Source organism: Paenirhodobacter populi (assembly GCF_004022215.1).
In the GTDB taxonomy this organism is placed as follows: Bacteria; Pseudomonadota; Alphaproteobacteria; order Rhodobacterales; family Rhodobacteraceae; genus Rhodobacter; species Rhodobacter populi.
Map to the genome: position 1 here is coordinate 80491 of NZ_SAUZ01000002.1, position 18185 is coordinate 98675.

The window sequence follows — 18185 nt, forward strand, 5'->3', positions numbered from 1 at the left end:
GATGCTGCAAACCAAGGGATTGACGCTCCATTACGGCGGGTCGCAGATCCTCTACGGGATCGACATGGAGGCGAAGGCCGGCGAGGTGACCTGCATCATGGGCACCAACGGCGTGGGCAAGACCTCGCTGCTCAAGGCGATTTCCGGCACCCATCCGCGCTCGGGCGGGGAGCTGATCCTTGACGGGGAAAGCGTGCCGAAGGTGCCGCCGCAGGGCATGGCGCGGCGGGGCCTGGGCTATGTGCCGCAGGGGCGGATGATCTTTCCCCTGCTGACGGTCGAGGAGAACATGGAAACCGCCTTCGCGGTGCTGCCGCGGTCCGAGCATTTCATCCCCGACGAGATCTACGACCTGTTCCCGATCCTGAAGAACTTCCTGCACCGGCGCGGCGGCGACCTGTCGGGTGGGCAGCAGCAGCAGCTTGCCATCGCCCGCGCCATGCTGATGAAGCCGAAGGTGCTGCTGCTGGACGAGCCGACCGAGGGGATCCAGCCCAATATCATCCAGCAGATCGGCCGGGTGATCGCCTATCTGCGCTCAAAGGGCGACATGGCGATCATCCTTGTCGAGCAGTATTTCGATTTCGCGCATGAGCTTGGCGACCGTTTCTATGTGCTGAAACGCGGCGCCGTGGCGATGGAGGGAACCAAGACCACCCTGACCCGTGAGGCGCTGCGCGAGGTGGTCAGCGTGTAAGGGGGCCAGCCCCCTCGCGCGTTCCGCGCTCACCCCCGGGATATTTAAGGAAAGATGATGGCAGGAAGTCTGCAATCATTCATATGAGAGCGCTTTCGACGACCACTCAAACCGCATTTGGCCTTTCGTGTTTCCATAAATATCCCGGGGGAGTCTCTGAAAGAGACGGGGGCAGCGCCCCCTTTCGCCGCCGCGGGGAGGCGCGCCTCAGCGGATGCCGAGGCCCGCGCGCATCAGGGCACGGCGGACCGGCGGCAGCCCGTAGAGCGCGCCGAGGACGCCCGCGCGCAGGTCGCGCAGCGGGCGCGGTGCGAGCATCGACGTGCGGTTGAGTGCGTCGATGCCGATCTCGCGCAGGAGCACCTCGGGGCGGCGGCGGCGGGCATAGGCGGAGAGCATCGCTTCCTCACCCAGGGTTTCGGGGGAGTTGCGGGACAGATCCAGCAGGCAGGCCAGATCGGCGAGCGACATGTTCAGCCCCTGCGCCCCGATCGGGGGGATGACATGCGCCGCCTCGGCGATCAGGGCCACGCGCTGCGCCGAGAAGCGCGCGGCGATCTGCGTCATCATCGGCCAGACCGCGCGCCGGGTGACGAGGGTCAGGGGGCCGAGGATCCCGGTCGAGCGTTCGGTCATCGCCGCCTCGAATTCCGGAACGGGCAGGGCGGCGAGGCGTTCGGCCTCGGCCGCGCGCTCCATCCAGACGATGGCCGAAGAGGGCAGGCCGTCGCGATCCGGCAGCGGCACCAGCGTGAAGGGGCCGCCGGAGCGGTGGATCTCGGTCGAGACATTCTCATGCGGGATCGGATGGGTGACGGCGAAGGCCAGCGCCTTTTGCCCGTAGCGCGTGGTCCGCACCGGGATTCCCGTCGCCTCGCGCACGAAGGAATTCCGCCCGTCGGCGGCCACCACCAGCCGGGCGTGGATGCGGGCACCATCGGACAGCGTGACCTCGGCCCCCGTGGTGCGGGTCAGCAGGCCCGCGACCGCGATGCCGGGGCGGAAATCCGCAAGCGGCAGGTCGGCCAGGCGGGCCACCATCTCGCGCCGCAGGAGCCAGTTGGGGAAGTTCCAGCCGAAGGGTTGGTCCGACAGTTCTGATGCGTCGAAATCCCGCGTCAGCCGGGCCACCGGCTCGGCCCCGCCTGCGTCGACGATGCGCATGATCCGCAGGGGTGCCGCATGGGGGGCGAGGCGCTCCCACAGGCCCGCCGCCTCCAGCACCCGGCGCGAGGGTTGCAGGAAGGCGGTGGAGCGCATGTCCGCGCCAGCCGCGCCCTCGGATGTCACCGGGGGGGTGGGGTCAACGCAGATCGTGCGGAACCCCGCTGCGGCGAAGGCCGCCGCCGCCGTCAGCCCCGCGACTCCGCCGCCGGAAATCAGGATGTCGGTGTCTTCTGCGCTCATGACGGGTCTCCGGTATTTCGCTGCCAGTCTAGCGCGCCCGCTGGCATTGGCCAGAGCGATCAGCCGCCCGACCGCAGCCGGCCGAGGAAACCGGCCAGATCGTCGGTGTGGTAGCCGATATGCGGCGCGGGGGACGCCTCGGGCGCCACATGCACGGTGCGCATCCCCATCGCGTGCGGGGCGGCGAGGTTGCGCGGGTCATCCTCGAACATCGCGGCGACGGTGTGGCGGATCCCGGCCTTGGCGAAGACCGTCTCGAAGGCGGCGGGGTGGGGCTTCGGGTGGAACAGCGCATCCTCGACGCCATAAACGCCGTCGAACAGCCCGCTCAGCCCGCGCGCTTCAAGCACCCGTTCGGCATAGGGGGCGGAGCCGTTGGTGAAGACGATCTTGCGCCCGGGCAGGTCCGAGATGGCGCCGCGCAACGCGGGATCGGGGCGCAGCACCGAAAACGAAATGTCGTGCACATCGGCCAGATAGGGGATCGGATCGACGCCATGTTCATGCATCAGCCCGGCGAGCGTCGTGCCGTAAAGCTGCCAGTAGTGATCGCGCAGCCGGTCGGCCTCGGGCGCCTCGACATTGAGGATGCGCATCACATAGGCGGTCATCTTGCGCTCGATCTGATCGAAGAGCCGCATCGATGGCGGATAGAGCGTGTTGTCGAGATCGAAAACCCAATCCGAGACGGCCGAGAAGGCGTCTGAAAGATCGGTCCGGGCGGGAATGGGGGGCTGCATGGCGGCAAATTAGCGCGCCCCGCGCCGGGCGGCAAGCCGCGATGAATTGTCCGGCGCCGAAGTTTGTCCTTGTCAGGACCGGGATCGGTCCGTAACGATCGGATTTCATTCCCATTCCCGAAGATCCGCGAGAGGTCATGACGAAAGACGCCTATACGATGATCCTCGAAGCGATCGACGCCGGGGTCTACCGGCCGGGGGATCGTCTGGTCGAATCCGAACTGGCCGAGCGGTTCGGCGTGTCGCGCACCCCGGTGCGGGAGGCGTTGCAGCGGCTGGAGACCCAAAGCATGCTGGCGCGCGACGGGCGCAGCCTGATCGTCGCCTCGCTCGATCACAACCAACTGGCCGAGCTTTATGTCGTGCGCGCCGAGCTGGAGGCGCTGGCCGCGGCGCTCGCCGCCAAACATGCCGCGCCCGAAGAAGTCCGGGTGCTGGAGGACATGGTCGCGCGGGACTGGGAACAGATGACCGACGCCTTTGAACTCGCCCGGTCGAACAAGCTGTTCCACCGGCAGATCCACCTCGCCTCGCACAACCGCTATCTGGTGCAGCAACTCGACCTCGTGCATCGGTCGATGGCGCTTCTGGCGAGCACGTCGCTGGCGGCGGACGGGCGGCGCGATGCGGCCCTGCGCGAGCATCAGGCGATCGTCGAGGCGATCCGCACGGGCGACGAGGCCGGCGCCGCAGCGGCGCTGCGGGCGCATATCTCGAACGCCTTCGAGACGCGGCTGAAGCTTGACGCCGCGGCGGGGCGCAAGGACCGTTACTGAAGCGTCTTGCGCTGCGCTGCCTCGACCGTCAGCGGAATGGCCTCGGGTTCGTGCTCGAAGATGCCGTGGGCGGTCTTTTCCCAATGGAACGGGCGGGTGACGGCCTCGTAGATCGCGCGCCAGGCGGCCAGCGCGCCGAGCGGGAAATACAGGTTCATCGTCACCGTCCAGGGCAGCAGATGCCGGTGCGCCGGGCCCCGAACCGCCCAGGCGGCCGCGACGACGTTGACCAGTTCGCTGGCCACCAGCACGGCGACAAGCATCGGGATTGCGCCCCCGGGCAGCACCGCGCCGACCGGATGGGGCAGGCTGAACAGCAGCAGCCAGCAGCTCCACAGCACCGGGGCCAGCAGATATTGCGACAGCGAGGCGAGGAACACGATCTGCACGCCGATGAAGCGCTTCGGCCCCAGATCGCGCCACAGCGCCGCCGGGTTGCGCATATGCACGGCCCAGGTCATCGCATAGCCCTTGAGCCAGCGGGAACGTTGCCTGATCCAGGGCAGGGGGCGGCAGTTCGCCTCTTCATGCGTGACGGTGGGCACCATCTCTGTCCGGTAGCCGTGGCGGGCAAGGCGCAGGCCCAGATCGGCATCCTCGGTCACGTTATGCGCGTCCCATGCGCCGAGTTCTTCCAGCGCGTCGCGGCGGAAGAACAGTGTCGTCCCCCCAAGCGGCAGCACGAGGCCGAGCCGCGCCATCCCCGGCAGCATCACCCGGAACCATGTCGCATATTCGATGGTGAAGCAGCGCGCCAGCCAGTTGGTCCGCGGGTTGTAATAATCGAGGATGCCCTGCAGGCAGGCGACCTCGGGCGGTGCGGCGGCAAAGCGCCGGGCGATGACATGAAGCTGTTCGGGGTCGGGCCGGTCCTCGGCGTCATAGACCCCGATGATCGAGCCGCGGCAGAAGTTCAGCGCATAGTTCATCGCGCGCGGCTTCGTCCGGATCGGCCCGCCCGGCACGGTGACGACGCGCATCCAGCGCGGCAGGCGGGTGCGGGCCAGCGCGTCGCGGGTGGTGTCGTCATCCGCCTCGACGATCAGCAGCACGTCGAGCAGCTCGCGCGGATAGTTCAGCTGGCCGATCCGCGCGACCAGCTTGCCGGCGATGTCGGGCTCGTGCAGGAGCGGCAACAGGATGGACACGACCGGCAGCCGCGCCGGGGTGGTCGTGTCGGGCGGCGGGGCGGCCCTGCGCTTGCGATGCGCCCAGATCTCGGCCCCGCAGGCCACCAGCTTCAGCCCCATCGCGGCGATCAGGGTCAGGATCGTCCAGCCGAAGATCAGCGAGAAGGTCGCCAGCGGCAATGCCATCAGCCCGAGCGCCAGCGCGAAGATCAGCCCGAGCGCGATGTTCGAGGCGACGGCGGGGCTGCTGGTGCGACAGCTTTCGACGACCGGCACGCGATGTTCCGCCCGCCGGATCAGCGCCGTCTGCCGCCGCGACAGCAGCGCCGCATGGATCGCGGTTTCCGAGGCGATCACCATCCGGCAGGGCAGGAAGGACCCCGGAAGCCGTTCGCGCAGGGCGGCGAAATCCTCGGGTCGGGCGGTGGCGATGACGACCGTATCGCCGATCCGGCGCCAGGGCAGGATCGTCTCTTTCAGGCAGGTCTCGGCGCCGATCTCGTCGATCAGGCGCGGGTCGGGCCGATCGCGCGACAGATCGACCGCCGAGGCCGACCATTGCCGCGCCAGCGCGGTCATCAGGTCGTCCTCGCGCACCCAGCCATGGGCCAGAAGGATATCGCCCAGCCGGACATCCTCGCGCGCGCGGATCGCCACGGCCTTGAGCAGGTTACCCGGATCGACAGCCTGCATCTCGGTCAGGATCTGGCCGAGCGGCGGGCGCCGTCCGGCACGCGCGGCCGCCGGTTGCGGGCGGGCGGCATTGCCGATCCGCTGAAACTCTTTTCCACCGACGACGCGGAGCCTGCCTCGCGCTTCCATTCTGCCCTCATGACTCGCAACAGGCCTGTGGCCTCGTCGGGCGAGGTTCTGCGGGAAGTGGTTAAAGGAAGATTAACAACGCCTTAAATACACGGATAAAATCCGCCTATTCGACACATTCGTGCCTTCGGTTTTCCATAAACCCCGGGGGGGCCGACAGATCTCAGGCGTCGCGGCGTTCGCGCATGGCCTGGGCGAAGCGGTCGAACAGATAGTAGCTGTCCTGCGGACCGGGGCTGGCCTCGGGGTGGTATTGCACGGAAAACACCGGCCGACCCTCCAGCGCGATGCCGCAATTCGACCCGTCGAAGAGCGAGACATGCGTTTCCGCGACACCCACGGGCAGGGTCTGCGCATCGACGGTGAAACCGTGGTTCATCGAGGTGATCTCGACCTTGCCGGTGGTCAGGTCCTTCACCGGATGGTTCGCGCCGTGATGGCCGTGGTTCATCTTGATCGTCTTCGCCCCAAGCGCCAGCGCCAGCATCTGGTGGCCAAGGCAGATGCCGAAGACCGGCAGTTCCTTTTCCAGCACGCCGCGGATCATCGGCACGGCATATTCGCCCGTCGCCGCCGGATCGCCCGGACCGTTCGACAGGAAGACGCCCTCGGGGTTCAGCGCCAGCACATCCTCGGCCGTCGCCGTCGCCGGCAGAACGGTCACGTCACACCCCGCCGACGCAAGGCAGCGCAGGATGTTGCGTTTCGCGCCATAGTCGATGGCAACGACCCGCAGCCCGTCGCCCTTGCGCTTCACATAGCCCTCGGGCCAGGCCCAACGCATCTCGTCCCAGTGGTAGCTCTGCGCGCAGGTCACCTCTTTGGCGAGGTCGAGCCCCACCAGCCCCTTCCACGCGCGCGCCTTTTTCACCAGCGCCTCGATGTCGAAGCGGCCTTCCGGGTCATGGGCGATGGCGACATGCGGCGCGCCCTGCTGGCGGATCGCGCGGGTCAGGCGGCGGGTATCGACCCCGCCGACGCCGATCCGGCCCTTTTTCGTCATCCAGTCGACCAGATCGTCCGTGGCGCGCCAGTTCGAGGGCTCCGTCGGATCCCATTTCACCACCATCCCCGCGGCGACCGGCTCGGCCGTTTCGTCGTCGTCGAGGTTCACGCCGACATTGCCGACATGCGGGAAGGTGAAGGTGACGACCTGACCCGCATAGCTCGGGTCCGTCATGATCTCCTGATAGCCGGTCATCGCGGTGTTGAACACGAGTTCCGCGACCGTATCCCCCGTGGCGCCGAAGCCCTTTCCGTAGAACAGCTGGCCGTCCGACAGGGCGATCAGCGCGGTGGGTTTATCCGATGACGGGTGACTGACTGGCATGGCGCGACTCCCCGGGGCAAAATCTGCCGGAAACTACGAGCCGCCGCCGCCCGGGTCAATACCCTTGGCTCAAAACTTCTTGTCCATATAAATCAATGTCTTACATCTGTTGCTCCGGGCGGGTATCCGGTCTATTGTGCGGGCTTGGACCGAAATCGGGAGAAATGCAGATGCAGATGCGCGAGCGGCTTGCCGCGGCTCTGAAGGATGCGATGAAGGCGAAGGATGCCGACCGTCTGTCGACGCTGCGCCTGATCAATGCGGCCATCAAGGATCGGGAAATCGCGCTCCGCGCGACGCCGGATGCGCCGGGGGTGAGCGACGCGGACATCCTCGCGATCCTCGGCAAGATGGTGAAACAACGCCAGGAATCGGCGCGCGCCTATGAAGAGGGCGGGCGGCTGGAACTGGCGGAAAAGGAACTGGCCGAAGTCAAGGTGATCGAGGAATTCCTGCCCCGCCAACTGACGCCCGAAGAGGTCTCGGCCGCGGTGGATGCGGCGGTGACGGCGCTTGGCGCCACCTCGATCCGCGACATGGGCCGGGTGATGGGCGAACTTAAGGCGAAATACACCGGGCAGATGGATTTCGGCGCCGTCGGCCCGATGGTGAAGGCAAAGCTGGGCTGACCCCGCCCGGACCCCGAGCAGGAGTCAGCGACGGTGAGCGGAGCGATCTTTCAGGGAAAGTGGCGGCGGCTGCGCGACAGGGCGACCGCCGCGACGCAGGACGCGGCGGCCTCCGCCATCGCCGTCGGGCTGTCGTGGCTGCTGGCGCGCTGGCTGGCCGGGCATGAACGGCCGATGTTCGCGGTGGTGACGGCGGTGATCTGCCTCGCCCCCGGCCTGCCGAACCACGGGCGGCAGGCGGTCTCCATGCTGATGGGGGTCTTCACCGGCATCGCGGTGGGGGAACTGAGCCTGCTTTTGCCCATCGGCGACAGTCTGGGGGCGACCTCGCTGCGGCTGACGGGGGTGACCTTTCTGGCGATCGTGCTGGCCTCGCTCTGGGGGCAAAGCGCGGTGACGGTGATCCAGGCCGGGGTCTCGGCGCTGATGGTGCTGACGATGGGGCCTGTCGCCGCGGGGCCGGAGCGGCTGATCGACGTGCTGATCGGCACGGCGGTCGGGCTGTTCTTCAGTCAGGTGCTGCTGACCCCCGATCCGCTGAAGATGCTGGAAACCGGCGCGCGCAGCCTGCTGAGCGAGCTGGCGCAAGGCATGTTGCTGGCCGAAAAGGCGGTGCGGACGGGCGATGTGAAACAGGCGCAGCAGGCGGCGCAGCAGCTTGGTGCCGCGCGGGTCAAGCTGATGGCGCTGGACGGCGGCATCAGTCTGGCGCGGGACAGCGCCCACTGGACCCTGCGCGGCTGGCGCGCGGGCCCGAAGGTCGCGGAACTCGCCGCCCGATACGACCGGCACGCGGCGCGGATCTATGCGCAGGGGCTGATCCTCGGCGATGAGCTGTATCACGCGCTCCGCGACGAACCGGGCAAGGCGCCCGCCCCGATCGCCGATCTTCTGCATCTCGCGGCGAACAACCTCGCCGATCCAGACCATGCCCATCCGATGGATCGCGCGCGGCTGGCGGAAATCGTCTCGGTCATCGACCCGAAGGCGGAACACTGGCGCGCCGTCGCGACGCAGGCCGTGGCACTCAGCGCCGCCGGCCGCCAGCTTCTGGCGCTCCCGGCCGAGGCCCGCTCCGCCGCCCGCGCAAGCGCGTCAAACTGAAAAGGGCGGCGAAATGACCGCCGCCCGCTTCCCTCATCAGCCTTCCCGGAATCGCTCCGGTCCAACGGGCATCGGTCCCGAAACAGGTTCCGTATCGACGCGGCCTGCTGCCTTCATTCTTCCATAAATATCCCGGGGGTGAGCCCGGAACGGGCGAGGGGGCTGGCCCCCTCTTCCCTCTCCGCAATCCCGCCCTTACTTCGGCAGCTCGCCCGAAACCCCTTCGACGAAGAAGTTCATCCCGGCCAGTTCGCCGTCCTCGGGCGTGGCACCCTCGGCCAGCCATTCGGATCCGTCCTGCTTCTTCAGCGGGCCGGTGAAGGGGTGGTATTCGCCCGAGGCGATCCTGTCCTTCAGCGCCAGCGCCTCCTCCTTCACCTCGGCGGGCACGGCGTCGGAAATCTCGCCGATGCCCACCATGCCGGTGCCGATGCCGCCCCAGGTGGCTTCGGGCTTCCAGGTGCCGTCCAGCGCCTCGCCGATGCGCTTGATGTAGTAGGGGTCCCAGTGGTCGATGGTCGAGGAAACGCGCGGCTTCGGCGCGAAGGCGATCATGTCCGAGGCCTGCCCGAAGGTGAAGACGTTGCCCGCCTCCTGCGCCTTGGCCTGCGGCGCGGTGGAATCGGTGTGTTGCAGGACGAAATCGCAGCCTTCGGCGATCAGCGCGGCGGCGGCGTCGGCCTCTTTCGCCGGGTCGAACCAGGTGTAGGCCCAGACCACCTTGATCTCGACATCCGGGTTGACCTTCTTCGCGTGGATGTAGACGGCGTTGATGCCCTGCACGACCTCGGGGATCGGGAAGGAGCCGATATAGCCGATCTTGTTGGTCTTGGTCATCCGCCCGGCGATGGTGCCCTGAATCGCGCGGCCTTCGTAGAAGCGCGCGTCATAGGTGGCGAGGTTCTCGGCCTGCTTGTAGCCGGTGGCATGCTCGAACTTCACGTTCGGGAATTTCTTCGCCACATTGACCGTCGCATCCATGAAACCGAAGGAGGTGGCGAAGATCAGCTGGTTCCCCTGCAGCGCAAGCTGCGTCAGCGCGCGTTCGGCATCCGGGCCTTCGGGCACGTTCTCGATGTAGGAGGTGACGATCCTGTCGCCATATTCCTGCTGCGCGGCAAGGCGCGCCTGATCGTGCTGGTAGGACCAGCCCATGTCACCCACCGGGCCGACATAGATGAAACCGACCTTCAGCGGATCGGCGGCGCGGGCCGGCAGGCCGGAGGCGGCGACGACGGCGGTGGCCGCCGTGCTGGTCAGAAAGGATCTGCGGTTCATGGGGATCTCCCGTAGTTGAGGGCGGCGCGGCGCGCCACCCGGATGGGCGCAAGGATCAGCTTGCGGCATGAAAGGACCGGCCGAGGGCCGCAGGCGCGGCCTGCACCCCCCGCCGGTGAACGACGGACAGCAGCACCAGCACGACGATGGTCAGCACATAGGGCGCCATCGACAGCAGATGCACCGGAATGGCATAGCCCGCCGCCTGCAATTGCAGTTGCAGCGCGGTGATGCCGCCGAAGAGATAGGCGCCGATCAGCGCGCGTTCGGGCCGCCAGCTGGCGAAGACGACGATGGCCAGCGCGATCCAGCCCGCGCCCGCGGTCATCCCCTCGGTCCATTGCGGCACGCGGATCAGGCTGAGGTAAGCCCCGCCAAGCCCCGCCAGCGCGCCGCCAAAGGCCAGCGCCGCGCAACGCACCGCGATGACCCGATAGCCAAGCGCATGCGCCGCGTCGTGGTTTTCACCGACGGCGCGCAGGATCAGCCCGGCGCGGGTGAACTTCAGAAAGGCCCATGTCACCGCGACCAGCAGCAGCGACAGATAGACCACCCAGTCATGCGAGAACAGGATCCGCCCCAGCACCGGAATGTCGGACAAGGGCCCGAACGGCACCTTGCCGGTGGCGGGGGGGCGCACGCCCTCGAACGGTTTGCCGATCAGCGCCGAAAGGCCCAGCCCGAACAGCGTCAGCGCCAGCCCCGTCGCCGTCTGGTTCGACAGGAACACCTGCGTCAGGATGGCGAACAGCATCGCCATCGCCGCCCCGGCCAGCGCGCCGCCGACAAAGCCCAGAACCGGGCTGCCGGTGCTGACCGCGGTGGCAAAGCCCGCCACGGCGCCGGTGATCATCATCCCCTCGACCCCAAGGTTCAGCACGCCGGACTTCTCGGCCACCAGTTCCCCCGTCGCCGCCAGCAGCACCGGCGTCGATGCCACCATCAGCATCGAGATCAGCGTGATGATGTCGATTCCCCCGATGATCATGCGCGCGCGCCTCCGATGCGGATACGGTAATTGGTCAGCAGGTCGAACCCCAGCAGAAAGAACAGCAGCATCCCCTGGAACACCTGGATCGCCGCCGACGGCAGGCCGAGCATGAGCTGCGCCATGTCGCCGCCGATATAGGTCAGCGCCATCAACAGCCCCGCGAGCAGAATGCCCACCGGATGCAGCCGCCCGAGGAAGGCCACGATGATCGCGGTATAGCCGTAGCCCACGTTGAAGCTGTCGGTGATCTGTCCCGAGGGGCCGGAGACCTCGAACAGCCCCGCCATCCCGGCAAGCGCGCCGGACAGGCACAGGCAGAACACGATCAGCCGCGCCGGAACCACGCCCGCGTAACGCGCGGCGCGCGGCGCCTCGCCGGCCACCCGGATGCGGAAGCCCGCGATATGGCGCTGCATCAGCACATAGATCGCCACCACCGCGCCAAGCGCCGCAAGCACGCCCCAATGGACGCCGGTCCCCGCCATCAGCTCGTCATTGAAGGCCGAGGGATAGCCCTGCAGGTTGCGCGAGCCGGGAAAGCCGTAGCCCTCCGGGTTCTTCAGCGGGCCGAAGGCCATATAGGCCAGCAGGTTCTGCGCCACATAGACCAGCATCAGCGAGACGAGGATTTCCGACGTGCCGAAGACCACCTTCAGCAGCGCCGGGATCAGCCCCCAGAGCAGCCCGCCGATCGCGCCCAGCACGACCATCGCCGGAAACAGGAACCAGCTTTCGGCCGGATAGACGGCCAGCGCCAGCGACGCGCCGAAGATCGCGCCGATGATATACTGCCCCTCGGCCCCGATGTTCCAGATCCCGGCGCGGAAGCCCACGGCCAGACCGCAGGCGATCAGGATCAGCGGCGCCGCCTTGACCAGAAGCTGGCTGCGGAAATAATCCGCGTTCGGACCGAAGAGCGGATCCCAGAAGATCACCCGGATCGCCTCGACCGGGTTCTTGCCCAGAATCGCGAACAGCAGACCGCCCGCGATCATCGTGGCGATCACCGCGACGAGGGGCGTTGTCCAGGACCAGAATTTCGACGGCATCGGGCGCTTGACGAGCCGGATCATGCGGGCACCTCCATGCCATGCGCACCGCCGAGCATCAGGCCGATCTCGTCGATCGTCAGGCCCTCGGTCGGGCGCGGCGCGCTGATCCGCCCTTCGTTCAGCGCGCAGAAGCGGTCGGCGATTTCCATCAGTTCGTCAAGGTCTTGCGAAATCACGATCAGCGCCGCCCCCTTTTCCGCAAGGCGCAGCAGCGCGCGCCGGATCGCCGCCGCCGCGGCCGCATCGACGCCCCATGTGGGCTGGTTGACGATCAGCACCTCGGGCTTTTGCAGGACCTCGCGGCCGATCACGAATTTCTGCAGGTTGCCGCCCGACAGCGCCCGCGCCGCGACCCAGGGGCCGGGGGTGCGCACGTCGAATTCGCGGATGATGTCCTCGGCGAAGGCCTTGGCCTCGGCCATGTTCAGAAAGCCGTTCTTCACCAGCGGCATGCGGATCGTGCCGGTCAGCAGGGTGTTGTCGGTCAGGCTCATGTTCGGCACGGCGGCATGGCCGAGCCGTTCCTCGGGCGCCGACATCAGGCCGAGCGCGCGGCGCGGATTGGGGCCGAGCGCGGAGATATCGGCGCCCTTCATCCACACCGTCCCGGGGGCCGAGGGGCGTTCCCCCGACAGCGTCGCCAGCAATTCCTCCTGCCCGTTGCCGGCGACCCCGCCGATGCCAAGGATCTCGCCCGCCGCGATGCTCAGGCTGATGTCTTTCAGCGAGGGGCCGAATTGCGACAGCGGGGCGAGGCTCAGGCCCTTCACCTCCAGCATGGGCGCGCCGAAAGGGCGCGAGACACGCTCGGTCGCGGCGAATTCGCCGCCCACCATCATCTCGGCCAGTTCGCGGGCCGATTTCTCGCGCGGGATGCAGGACCCCACCACCTTGCCGCCGCGCAGGATCGTCGCCCCGTCGCAGATCGTGCGGATTTCTTCCAGCTTGTGGCTGATATAGAGGATCGCCGTCCCCTCGGACGACAGCTTGCGCAGGGTGCGGAACAGGATCTCCACCTCCTGCGGCGTCAGCACCGAGGTGGGCTCGTCCATGATCAGCAGTTTCGGGTCCTGAAGCAGGCAGCGCACGATTTCCACCCGCTGCCGTTCGCCCGCCGACAGATCACCCACCAGCCGCGCGGGGTCCAGCGGCAGGCCGTAGGCCTGCGAAATCTCGCGGATGCGTTTCGCCAGATCGCGCATCGGCGGCGGGTTTTCCATGCCAAGCGCGACGTTTTCCGCGACATTCAGCGCCTCGAACAGCGAGAAATGCTGAAACACCATCGCCACGCCCGCAGCCCTCGCGGCCCGCGGCTCCGCCGGGGTGTAGGGACGGCCAAGGAATTCCATCGTGCCGCTGTCGGGTTTGACGAGGCCGTAGATCATCTTGACCAGCGTCGATTTCCCCGCGCCGTTCTCGCCCAGAAGGGCATGAACCTCCCCCGGTGCGACGGAAAAGCCGACGTGGTCATTCGCCACCACACCCGGGTAAGCCTTTGTCAGGCCGTCGATCTTCAACAATATTTCGGTCACGCCGTGCGTTCCTCTCTGGCTGCGGCCTGGTCGGCGCGGCTCGCACACAAGTCCCTGAGTAGCGCGGCCCCCACGGAAATCGCAATGGCCTGCGGTGCTTTTCCAAGGGTCGGATCGCCTATCGGGCAGGCAATGCGTAAAATTTGGGCGTCCGTGTGGCCGAGGTCGCGCAGCCGGTGCCGGAAGCGCGCCCATTTCGTCGCCGATCCGATCAGCCCGCAGGCGGCAAAGCCCCGCGTCAGCAGCCGGTGGCAGAGTTCCAGATCCAGCGCATGCGAATAGGTCAGGATCAGGTGGCGCGCCGTGACGGGGGCGAGGCTGACCAGATCGGCAGGGTTTTCCGCGATCAGCGGCGTGACCGGATCGGGCAGGCTTTCGGGAAACCGCGCGGCATCGGTATCGGCCCAGCAGATGCGCAGATCGGGCAATGGGGACAGCACATCGACCAGCGCCCGGCCCACGTGACCGGCGCCCCAGATCCACAGCTCGTCCGGGGTGCGGGCGACCTCCTCGATCAGCCAGCCGTCGATCAGCATTGCCGGACGCTCGCCCCGGTCACGCGCACGGGCAAGGGCACGGCGCACCGACATGGGCATCTGCGCCCCGCCGTCCAGCGGGCGGGCGTGCCAGCCGGGGTCCAGCGCGGCGAACCCGGCCGAGGGTTCGTAGGCCAGCGCCACCGCGCCACCGCAGCATTGCCCCATCGCCGGGCCAAGCGCGATCCGTTCCAGCCGGGGCGCGTGCGTCGCGCGGGCGCGGGCGATGGCCTCGTATTCCAGCCGTCCGCCGCCGATCGTGCCCTCGATGCGGTCGGGCCAGACCAGCATCGCCGCGCCGGGTTCGCGCGGGGCAGATCCCCGCACCTCGGCCACGACGACGCGCACGAACGGCCCGCGCGACCGGGCGCGGGCAAGGGCTCCGGGGTCGATGCTCATTCCAGGTCCCCCCGGGCACGGGCGCAGGCGGCCAGAACCGCCTCGGCCGTGGCGGGGGCGCGCAGCGCGGGCCAGTGCGGGCCGCAGGCGGCGCAGGCCTCCTGCAGCGCGAGCAGCGTCGAGATGCCCAGCATGAAGGGCGGCTCCCCCACCGCCTTGGAGCGATAGATCGTTTCCTCGCGGTTCGGCTCGTCCCACAGATCGACGTTGAAGACCGGCGGGCGGTCGGAACAGGCGGGGATCTTGTAGGTCGAGGGGGCGTGGGTCGTCAGCCGCCCCTTGCCGTCCCAGACCAGTTCCTCGGTCGTCAGCCAGCCGGAACCCTGGACATAGGCGCCCTCGACCTGACCGATGTCGATGGCCGGGTTCAGGCTGTCGCCCGCGTCATGCACGATGTCGGCGCGCAGGATGCGGTTTTCGCCGGTCAGGGTGTCAATCACCACCTCGGTCACCGCCGCGCCATAGGCGAAGTAGAAGAACGGCCGCCCGCGCCCCTCGATCCTGTCCCAGCTGATCTTCGGCGTGGCGTAGAAGCCGGTCGAGGACAGGCTCACCCGCGCCGTATAGGCGTCATGGGCGACCTCGTCGAAGGTGAGTTCGCGCGCGCCCACATGCACCTTGCCGCCGCAGAAGCGGATCGCCTCGGGCGGGCAGCCCTCGCGCGTGGCGAGAAAGTCGCGCAGCCGCGCCTTGATCGTCTCGCACGCGGCCTTCACCGCCATGCCGTTCATGTCTGCGCCCGACGAGGCCGCCGTGGCCGAGGTGTTCGGCACCTTCGACGTATCGGTCGCGGTGATCCGCACCCGGTCCGGCGCGATGCCGAAGACCCGCGCCGCGACCTGACAGCATTTGCGGTGCAGGCCCTGTCCCATCTCTGTCCCGCCGTGATTGATCAGCACCGAGCCGTCGGCATAGACATGCGCGAGCGCCCCGGCCTGATTGAGATGCGTCAGCGTGAAGGAGATGCCGAATTTCACCGGGCTCATCGCGATGCCTCGCTTCAGCGTGCGGTTCGCGGCGTTCCATTCGGCGATGGCGGCCTTGCGCGCGGCGTAATGCGACCGTTCCAGCAGCCGCGGCACCAGACGGTCGAGGATGGAATCGTCCACCTCCTGCCCATAGTGCGTGGAAAGGAAGGGCGCCTCGGCCGGGTAGTAGTTGCGCGCCCGCAGATCGGTGGGCTCCAGCCCCATGACATGGGCGAGATGTTCGACCGCCACCTCGCAGCCCAGCATCCCCTGCGGCCCGCCGAAGCCGCGATAGGCGGTGTTCGACTGGGTGTTGGTGCGGAGCCGGTGGCTCTCGATCCGGATCGCGGGGATGTAATAGGAGCTGTCCGAATGCAGCATCGCCCGGTCGCAGACCGGCAGGCTGAGGTCGGGCGACCAGCCGCAACGGGCGAGATGCAGGAATTCCGCGCCAAGGATCCGGCCCCGCGCATCCGCGCCGATCCGGTAGCGGATCTTGAAATCATGCCGCTTGCCGGTGATGACCATGTCGTCGTCGCGGTCGTAGCGCATCTTACAGGTCCGCCCGGTGGCCTGCGCGGCGATGGCGCAGGCGATGGCGAGGTGATTGCCCTGCGATTCCTTGCCGCCGAAGCCGCCACCCATGCGGCGCATCTCCACCCGCACGTCGTGCATATGGAGGCCAAGCGCCTCCGCCACCTTGTGCTGGATTTCCGTCGGATGCTGGGATGAGCACTGGATCAGCACGCCCTGATCCAGCGGATGGGCGATGGCCGCCTGACCTTCGAGGTAGAAATGTTCCTGCCCGCCCATCTCGAATTCGCCCTCGGCGATGTGGACGGCATGGGAAAGCGCCTCTGCCGCATCGCCGCGCGACCAGATCACCGGGCCACCCTCGAACAGGCTGCCGGCCTCATGGGCCGCGTCGATGGTCAGAAGCGCGGGGCGCGGCGTGTAGGCGATCTTCGCGCGCCGCGCCGCGATGCGCGCGGCACGATGCGAAGTGGCGACGACGAGGAAGATCGGCTGGCCGACATAATGCACCTCTCCCTCCGCCAGAACGGGTTCCGGCAGCGGCGCGGGCGAGGCGTTGTTTTCATGCGGCATGTCGGCGGCGGTCAGCACCTTCACCACGCCGGGGCTTTGGCGAACGGGCGTGAGGTCGATCGCGTCGATCGTGGCACTCGCCTCGGTCGACAGGCCGAAGGCGAGGTGTAGCGTGCCCGCGGGCACCGGCATGTCATCGACATAGCGCGCCTGTCCGGTGACATGCAGTTCGGCTGAATCGTGCGGAAGCGAAAGGCCGGGGATCTTGAGATGAGTGGTCATGCCCGCACCTCCAGCACCGAAACGGCTTCGCCCTCGGCCTCGCGCACATAGCGCAGCGCCATCGCCTGCGCGGTCCGCATCCGGTAGGCGGAGGAGGCGCGCATGTCGCTGAGCGGCTGGAAATCCACCGCCATTTCGGGCAGGGCGCGGGCGATGGCGGCCTCGGTGAAGGGCTGGCCGGTGATCGCTGCCTCGAAGGTGCGGGCGCGTTTGGGCGTCGCGGCCATGCCGCCGAAGGCCACGCGCGCGGCGGTGACGGTGCCGTCCTCGACCGTCAGGTTGAAGCAGCCGCAGACCGCCGAGATGTCCTGATCGAAGCGTTTGGACAGCTTGTAGCAGGCGAGAGCCGGCGCGGTTTTGGGCAGCGTCACGCTTTCGACGAATTCGCCGGGCTGGCGGTCCTGCTTGCGGTAGTCGAGGAAGAAATCCTCAAGCGGGATGGTGCGGCGCGCATCGCCCCGGCGCAGGGTCAGCCGCGCGCCCATGGCGATCAGCGCGGGCGGCCCGTCGCCGATGGGCGAGCCATTGGCGATGTTGCCGCCGATGGTCGCCGATTGCCGCACCTGTTCCGAGGCGAAGCGGCGCAGAAGGGCGGCCAGCGCGGGGTGTGGCCCTTCGGCCCATGCGCGCAGGCGGGCGATGGTGACGCCCGCGCCGATGGTGAACCCGTCCGGGGTTTCCCCGATCCGCTGCAGATCGCGGCAGCCGCCGAGGAAGGCGACCTCGGGCAGGTCGCGGAGCTGTTTCGTCACCCAGAGCGCCACATCCGTCGCGCCGGCGACCAGCGTGGCCTGTGGATGGGCCAGATACCATGTGGCAAGCTCGTCGCTGCTGGCGGGCGTGGCTGGGGGGGCTGTCTGCCCCCCCGCGGCTGCGCCGCTGCCCCCCGAGGATATTTCTGGAAGAATGAAGGCGCCATCCGCCGCGATCCAGTCGGGCACGGGGGCCGGGGCGGCGGCCTCGGCGGCGCGGATGATGGGGGCGTAGCCCGTGCAGCGGCAGAGGTTGCCGGCGAGGATGTCGTCATGGTCGGTGCGGCCGTTCAGATGCGCGACGGCCATCGAGACGATGAAGCCCGGGGTGCAGAAGCCGCACTGGCTGCCGTGTTTTTCCACCATCGCGCATTGCACGGGGTGGAGCGTGCCGTCGGGAGCGGAGATCCCCTCGACCGTACGCAGCGCCTTGCCGGCGATCTGCGGCATCATCAGGATGCAGGCGTTCAGCGCGCGCGACCCGGTGTCGTCGCTGACCATCACGGTGCAGGCGCCGCAATCGCCCTCGTTGCAGCCTTCCTTGGTGCCGGTCAACCCTTCGGAACGCAGCCAGTCAAGCACGCTCAGGGTCGGGCGATCAATAAGCGCGACCCGGGTTTCTCCGTTCAGAAGAAACGAGATTTCCATATGTCTTGTCCGCCGCGTTACACCTTTTGCGGGCGCCCGCCCGATGCGGCGTAGAACGGGGCCTC

The 18185-nt window shown here is 68.0% G+C and carries 15 protein-coding genes; 4 read left to right on the forward strand and 11 right to left on the reverse strand.

Features of this window, described 5'->3' with window-relative positions:
• Window position 1: 1 nt before the first annotated feature.
• The gene (gene urtE, locus D2T30_RS02080) at window positions 2–697 is read left to right on the forward strand and encodes an urea ABC transporter ATP-binding subunit UrtE (protein WP_128207439.1); all 696 of its coding nucleotides are present in this window, start codon (window positions 2–4) and stop codon (window positions 695–697) included.
• 207 nt (window positions 698–904) lie between these two features.
• Here the strand turns inward: urtE and D2T30_RS02085 are convergent, their stop codons facing one another.
• Together D2T30_RS02085 and D2T30_RS02090 are read right to left on the reverse strand one after the other, a co-directional pair.
• Window positions 905–2104 carry a UbiH/UbiF family hydroxylase gene (locus D2T30_RS02085; protein WP_128207440.1) on the reverse strand — a complete coding sequence of 400 codons (1200 nt, stop codon included), beginning with the start codon at window positions 2102–2104 and terminating at the stop codon, window positions 905–907.
• A gap of 59 nt (window positions 2105–2163) precedes the next feature.
• A complete protein-coding gene (locus D2T30_RS02090) occupies window positions 2164–2844 on the reverse strand; it encodes a pyrimidine 5'-nucleotidase (protein WP_128207441.1) in 681 nt (226 codons plus the stop codon).
• 137 nt (window positions 2845–2981) lie between these two features.
• Here D2T30_RS02090 and D2T30_RS02095 point away from each other — a divergent pair, with 137 nt between their 5' ends.
• Window positions 2982–3620, forward strand: coding sequence for a GntR family transcriptional regulator (locus tag D2T30_RS02095; RefSeq protein WP_128207442.1), 639 nt, complete (start codon window positions 2982–2984; stop codon window positions 3618–3620).
• Here the strand turns inward: D2T30_RS02095 and D2T30_RS02100 are convergent.
• Window positions 3614–5572, reverse strand: coding sequence for a glycosyltransferase family 2 protein (locus D2T30_RS02100; protein WP_128207443.1), 1959 nt, complete (start codon window positions 5570–5572; stop codon window positions 3614–3616). The two genes, D2T30_RS02095 and D2T30_RS02100, sit on opposite strands and share 7 nt — an antisense overlap.
• Window positions 5573–5735: 163 nt before the next feature.
• A complete protein-coding gene (gene carA, locus D2T30_RS02105; protein ID WP_128207444.1) occupies window positions 5736–6902 on the reverse strand; it encodes a glutamine-hydrolyzing carbamoyl-phosphate synthase small subunit in 1167 nt (388 codons plus the stop codon).
• Between the two features lie 170 nt (window positions 6903–7072).
• Here carA and D2T30_RS02110 point away from each other — a divergent pair, with 170 nt between their 5' ends.
• On the forward strand, window positions 7073–7531 hold the full coding sequence (locus D2T30_RS02110) for a GatB/YqeY domain-containing protein (protein ID WP_128181073.1): 459 nt from the start codon (window positions 7073–7075) through the stop codon (window positions 7529–7531).
• A 33-nt stretch (window positions 7532–7564) separates the two neighbouring features.
• Window positions 7565–8635, forward strand: coding sequence for an FUSC family protein (locus tag D2T30_RS02115; RefSeq protein ID WP_128207445.1), 1071 nt, complete (start codon window positions 7565–7567; stop codon window positions 8633–8635).
• Between the two features lie 195 nt (window positions 8636–8830).
• Here D2T30_RS02115 and D2T30_RS02120 read toward each other — a convergent pair whose 3' ends face one another.
• The 7 genes from D2T30_RS02120 to xdhA are packed head-to-tail and all read right to left on the reverse strand — an operon-like array spanning window position 8831 to window position 18120.
• Entirely contained in the window at window positions 8831–9913 is a 1083-nt protein-coding gene (locus D2T30_RS02120) for a BMP family ABC transporter substrate-binding protein (RefSeq protein ID WP_128207446.1), read from the reverse strand.
• A gap of 55 nt (window positions 9914–9968) precedes the next feature.
• The gene (locus tag D2T30_RS02125; protein ID WP_128181067.1) at window positions 9969–10901 is read right to left on the reverse strand and encodes an ABC transporter permease; all 933 of its coding nucleotides are present in this window, start codon (window positions 10899–10901) and stop codon (window positions 9969–9971) included.
• Window positions 10898–11977, reverse strand: a complete 1080-nt coding sequence (locus D2T30_RS02130) for an ABC transporter permease (protein ID WP_128181065.1) — start codon at window positions 11975–11977, stop codon at window positions 10898–10900. Before D2T30_RS02130 ends, D2T30_RS02125 begins: the two co-directional genes overlap by 4 nt.
• Window positions 11974–13488 (reverse strand): ABC transporter ATP-binding protein, encoded by a 1515-nt coding sequence (locus D2T30_RS02135; protein WP_128207447.1) that lies wholly within the window; start codon window positions 13486–13488, stop codon window positions 11974–11976. The genes D2T30_RS02130 and D2T30_RS02135 overlap by 4 nt, the downstream gene beginning before the upstream one ends.
• Window positions 13485–14423, reverse strand: coding sequence for a xanthine dehydrogenase accessory protein XdhC (xdhC, locus tag D2T30_RS02140; protein ID WP_128207448.1), 939 nt, complete (start codon window positions 14421–14423; stop codon window positions 13485–13487). Before xdhC ends, D2T30_RS02135 begins: the two co-directional genes overlap by 4 nt.
• A complete protein-coding gene (gene xdhB / locus D2T30_RS02145; protein ID WP_128207449.1) occupies window positions 14420–16720 on the reverse strand; it encodes a xanthine dehydrogenase molybdopterin binding subunit in 2301 nt (766 codons plus the stop codon). The genes xdhC and xdhB overlap by 4 nt, the downstream gene beginning before the upstream one ends.
• Window positions 16717–18120: a xanthine dehydrogenase small subunit gene (xdhA, locus tag D2T30_RS02150; RefSeq protein WP_128207450.1), complete on the reverse strand. Its 1404-nt coding sequence runs from the start codon at window positions 18118–18120 to the stop codon at window positions 16717–16719. The genes xdhB and xdhA overlap by 4 nt, the downstream gene beginning before the upstream one ends.
• Between the last annotated feature and the right edge of the window lie 65 nt (window positions 18121–18185).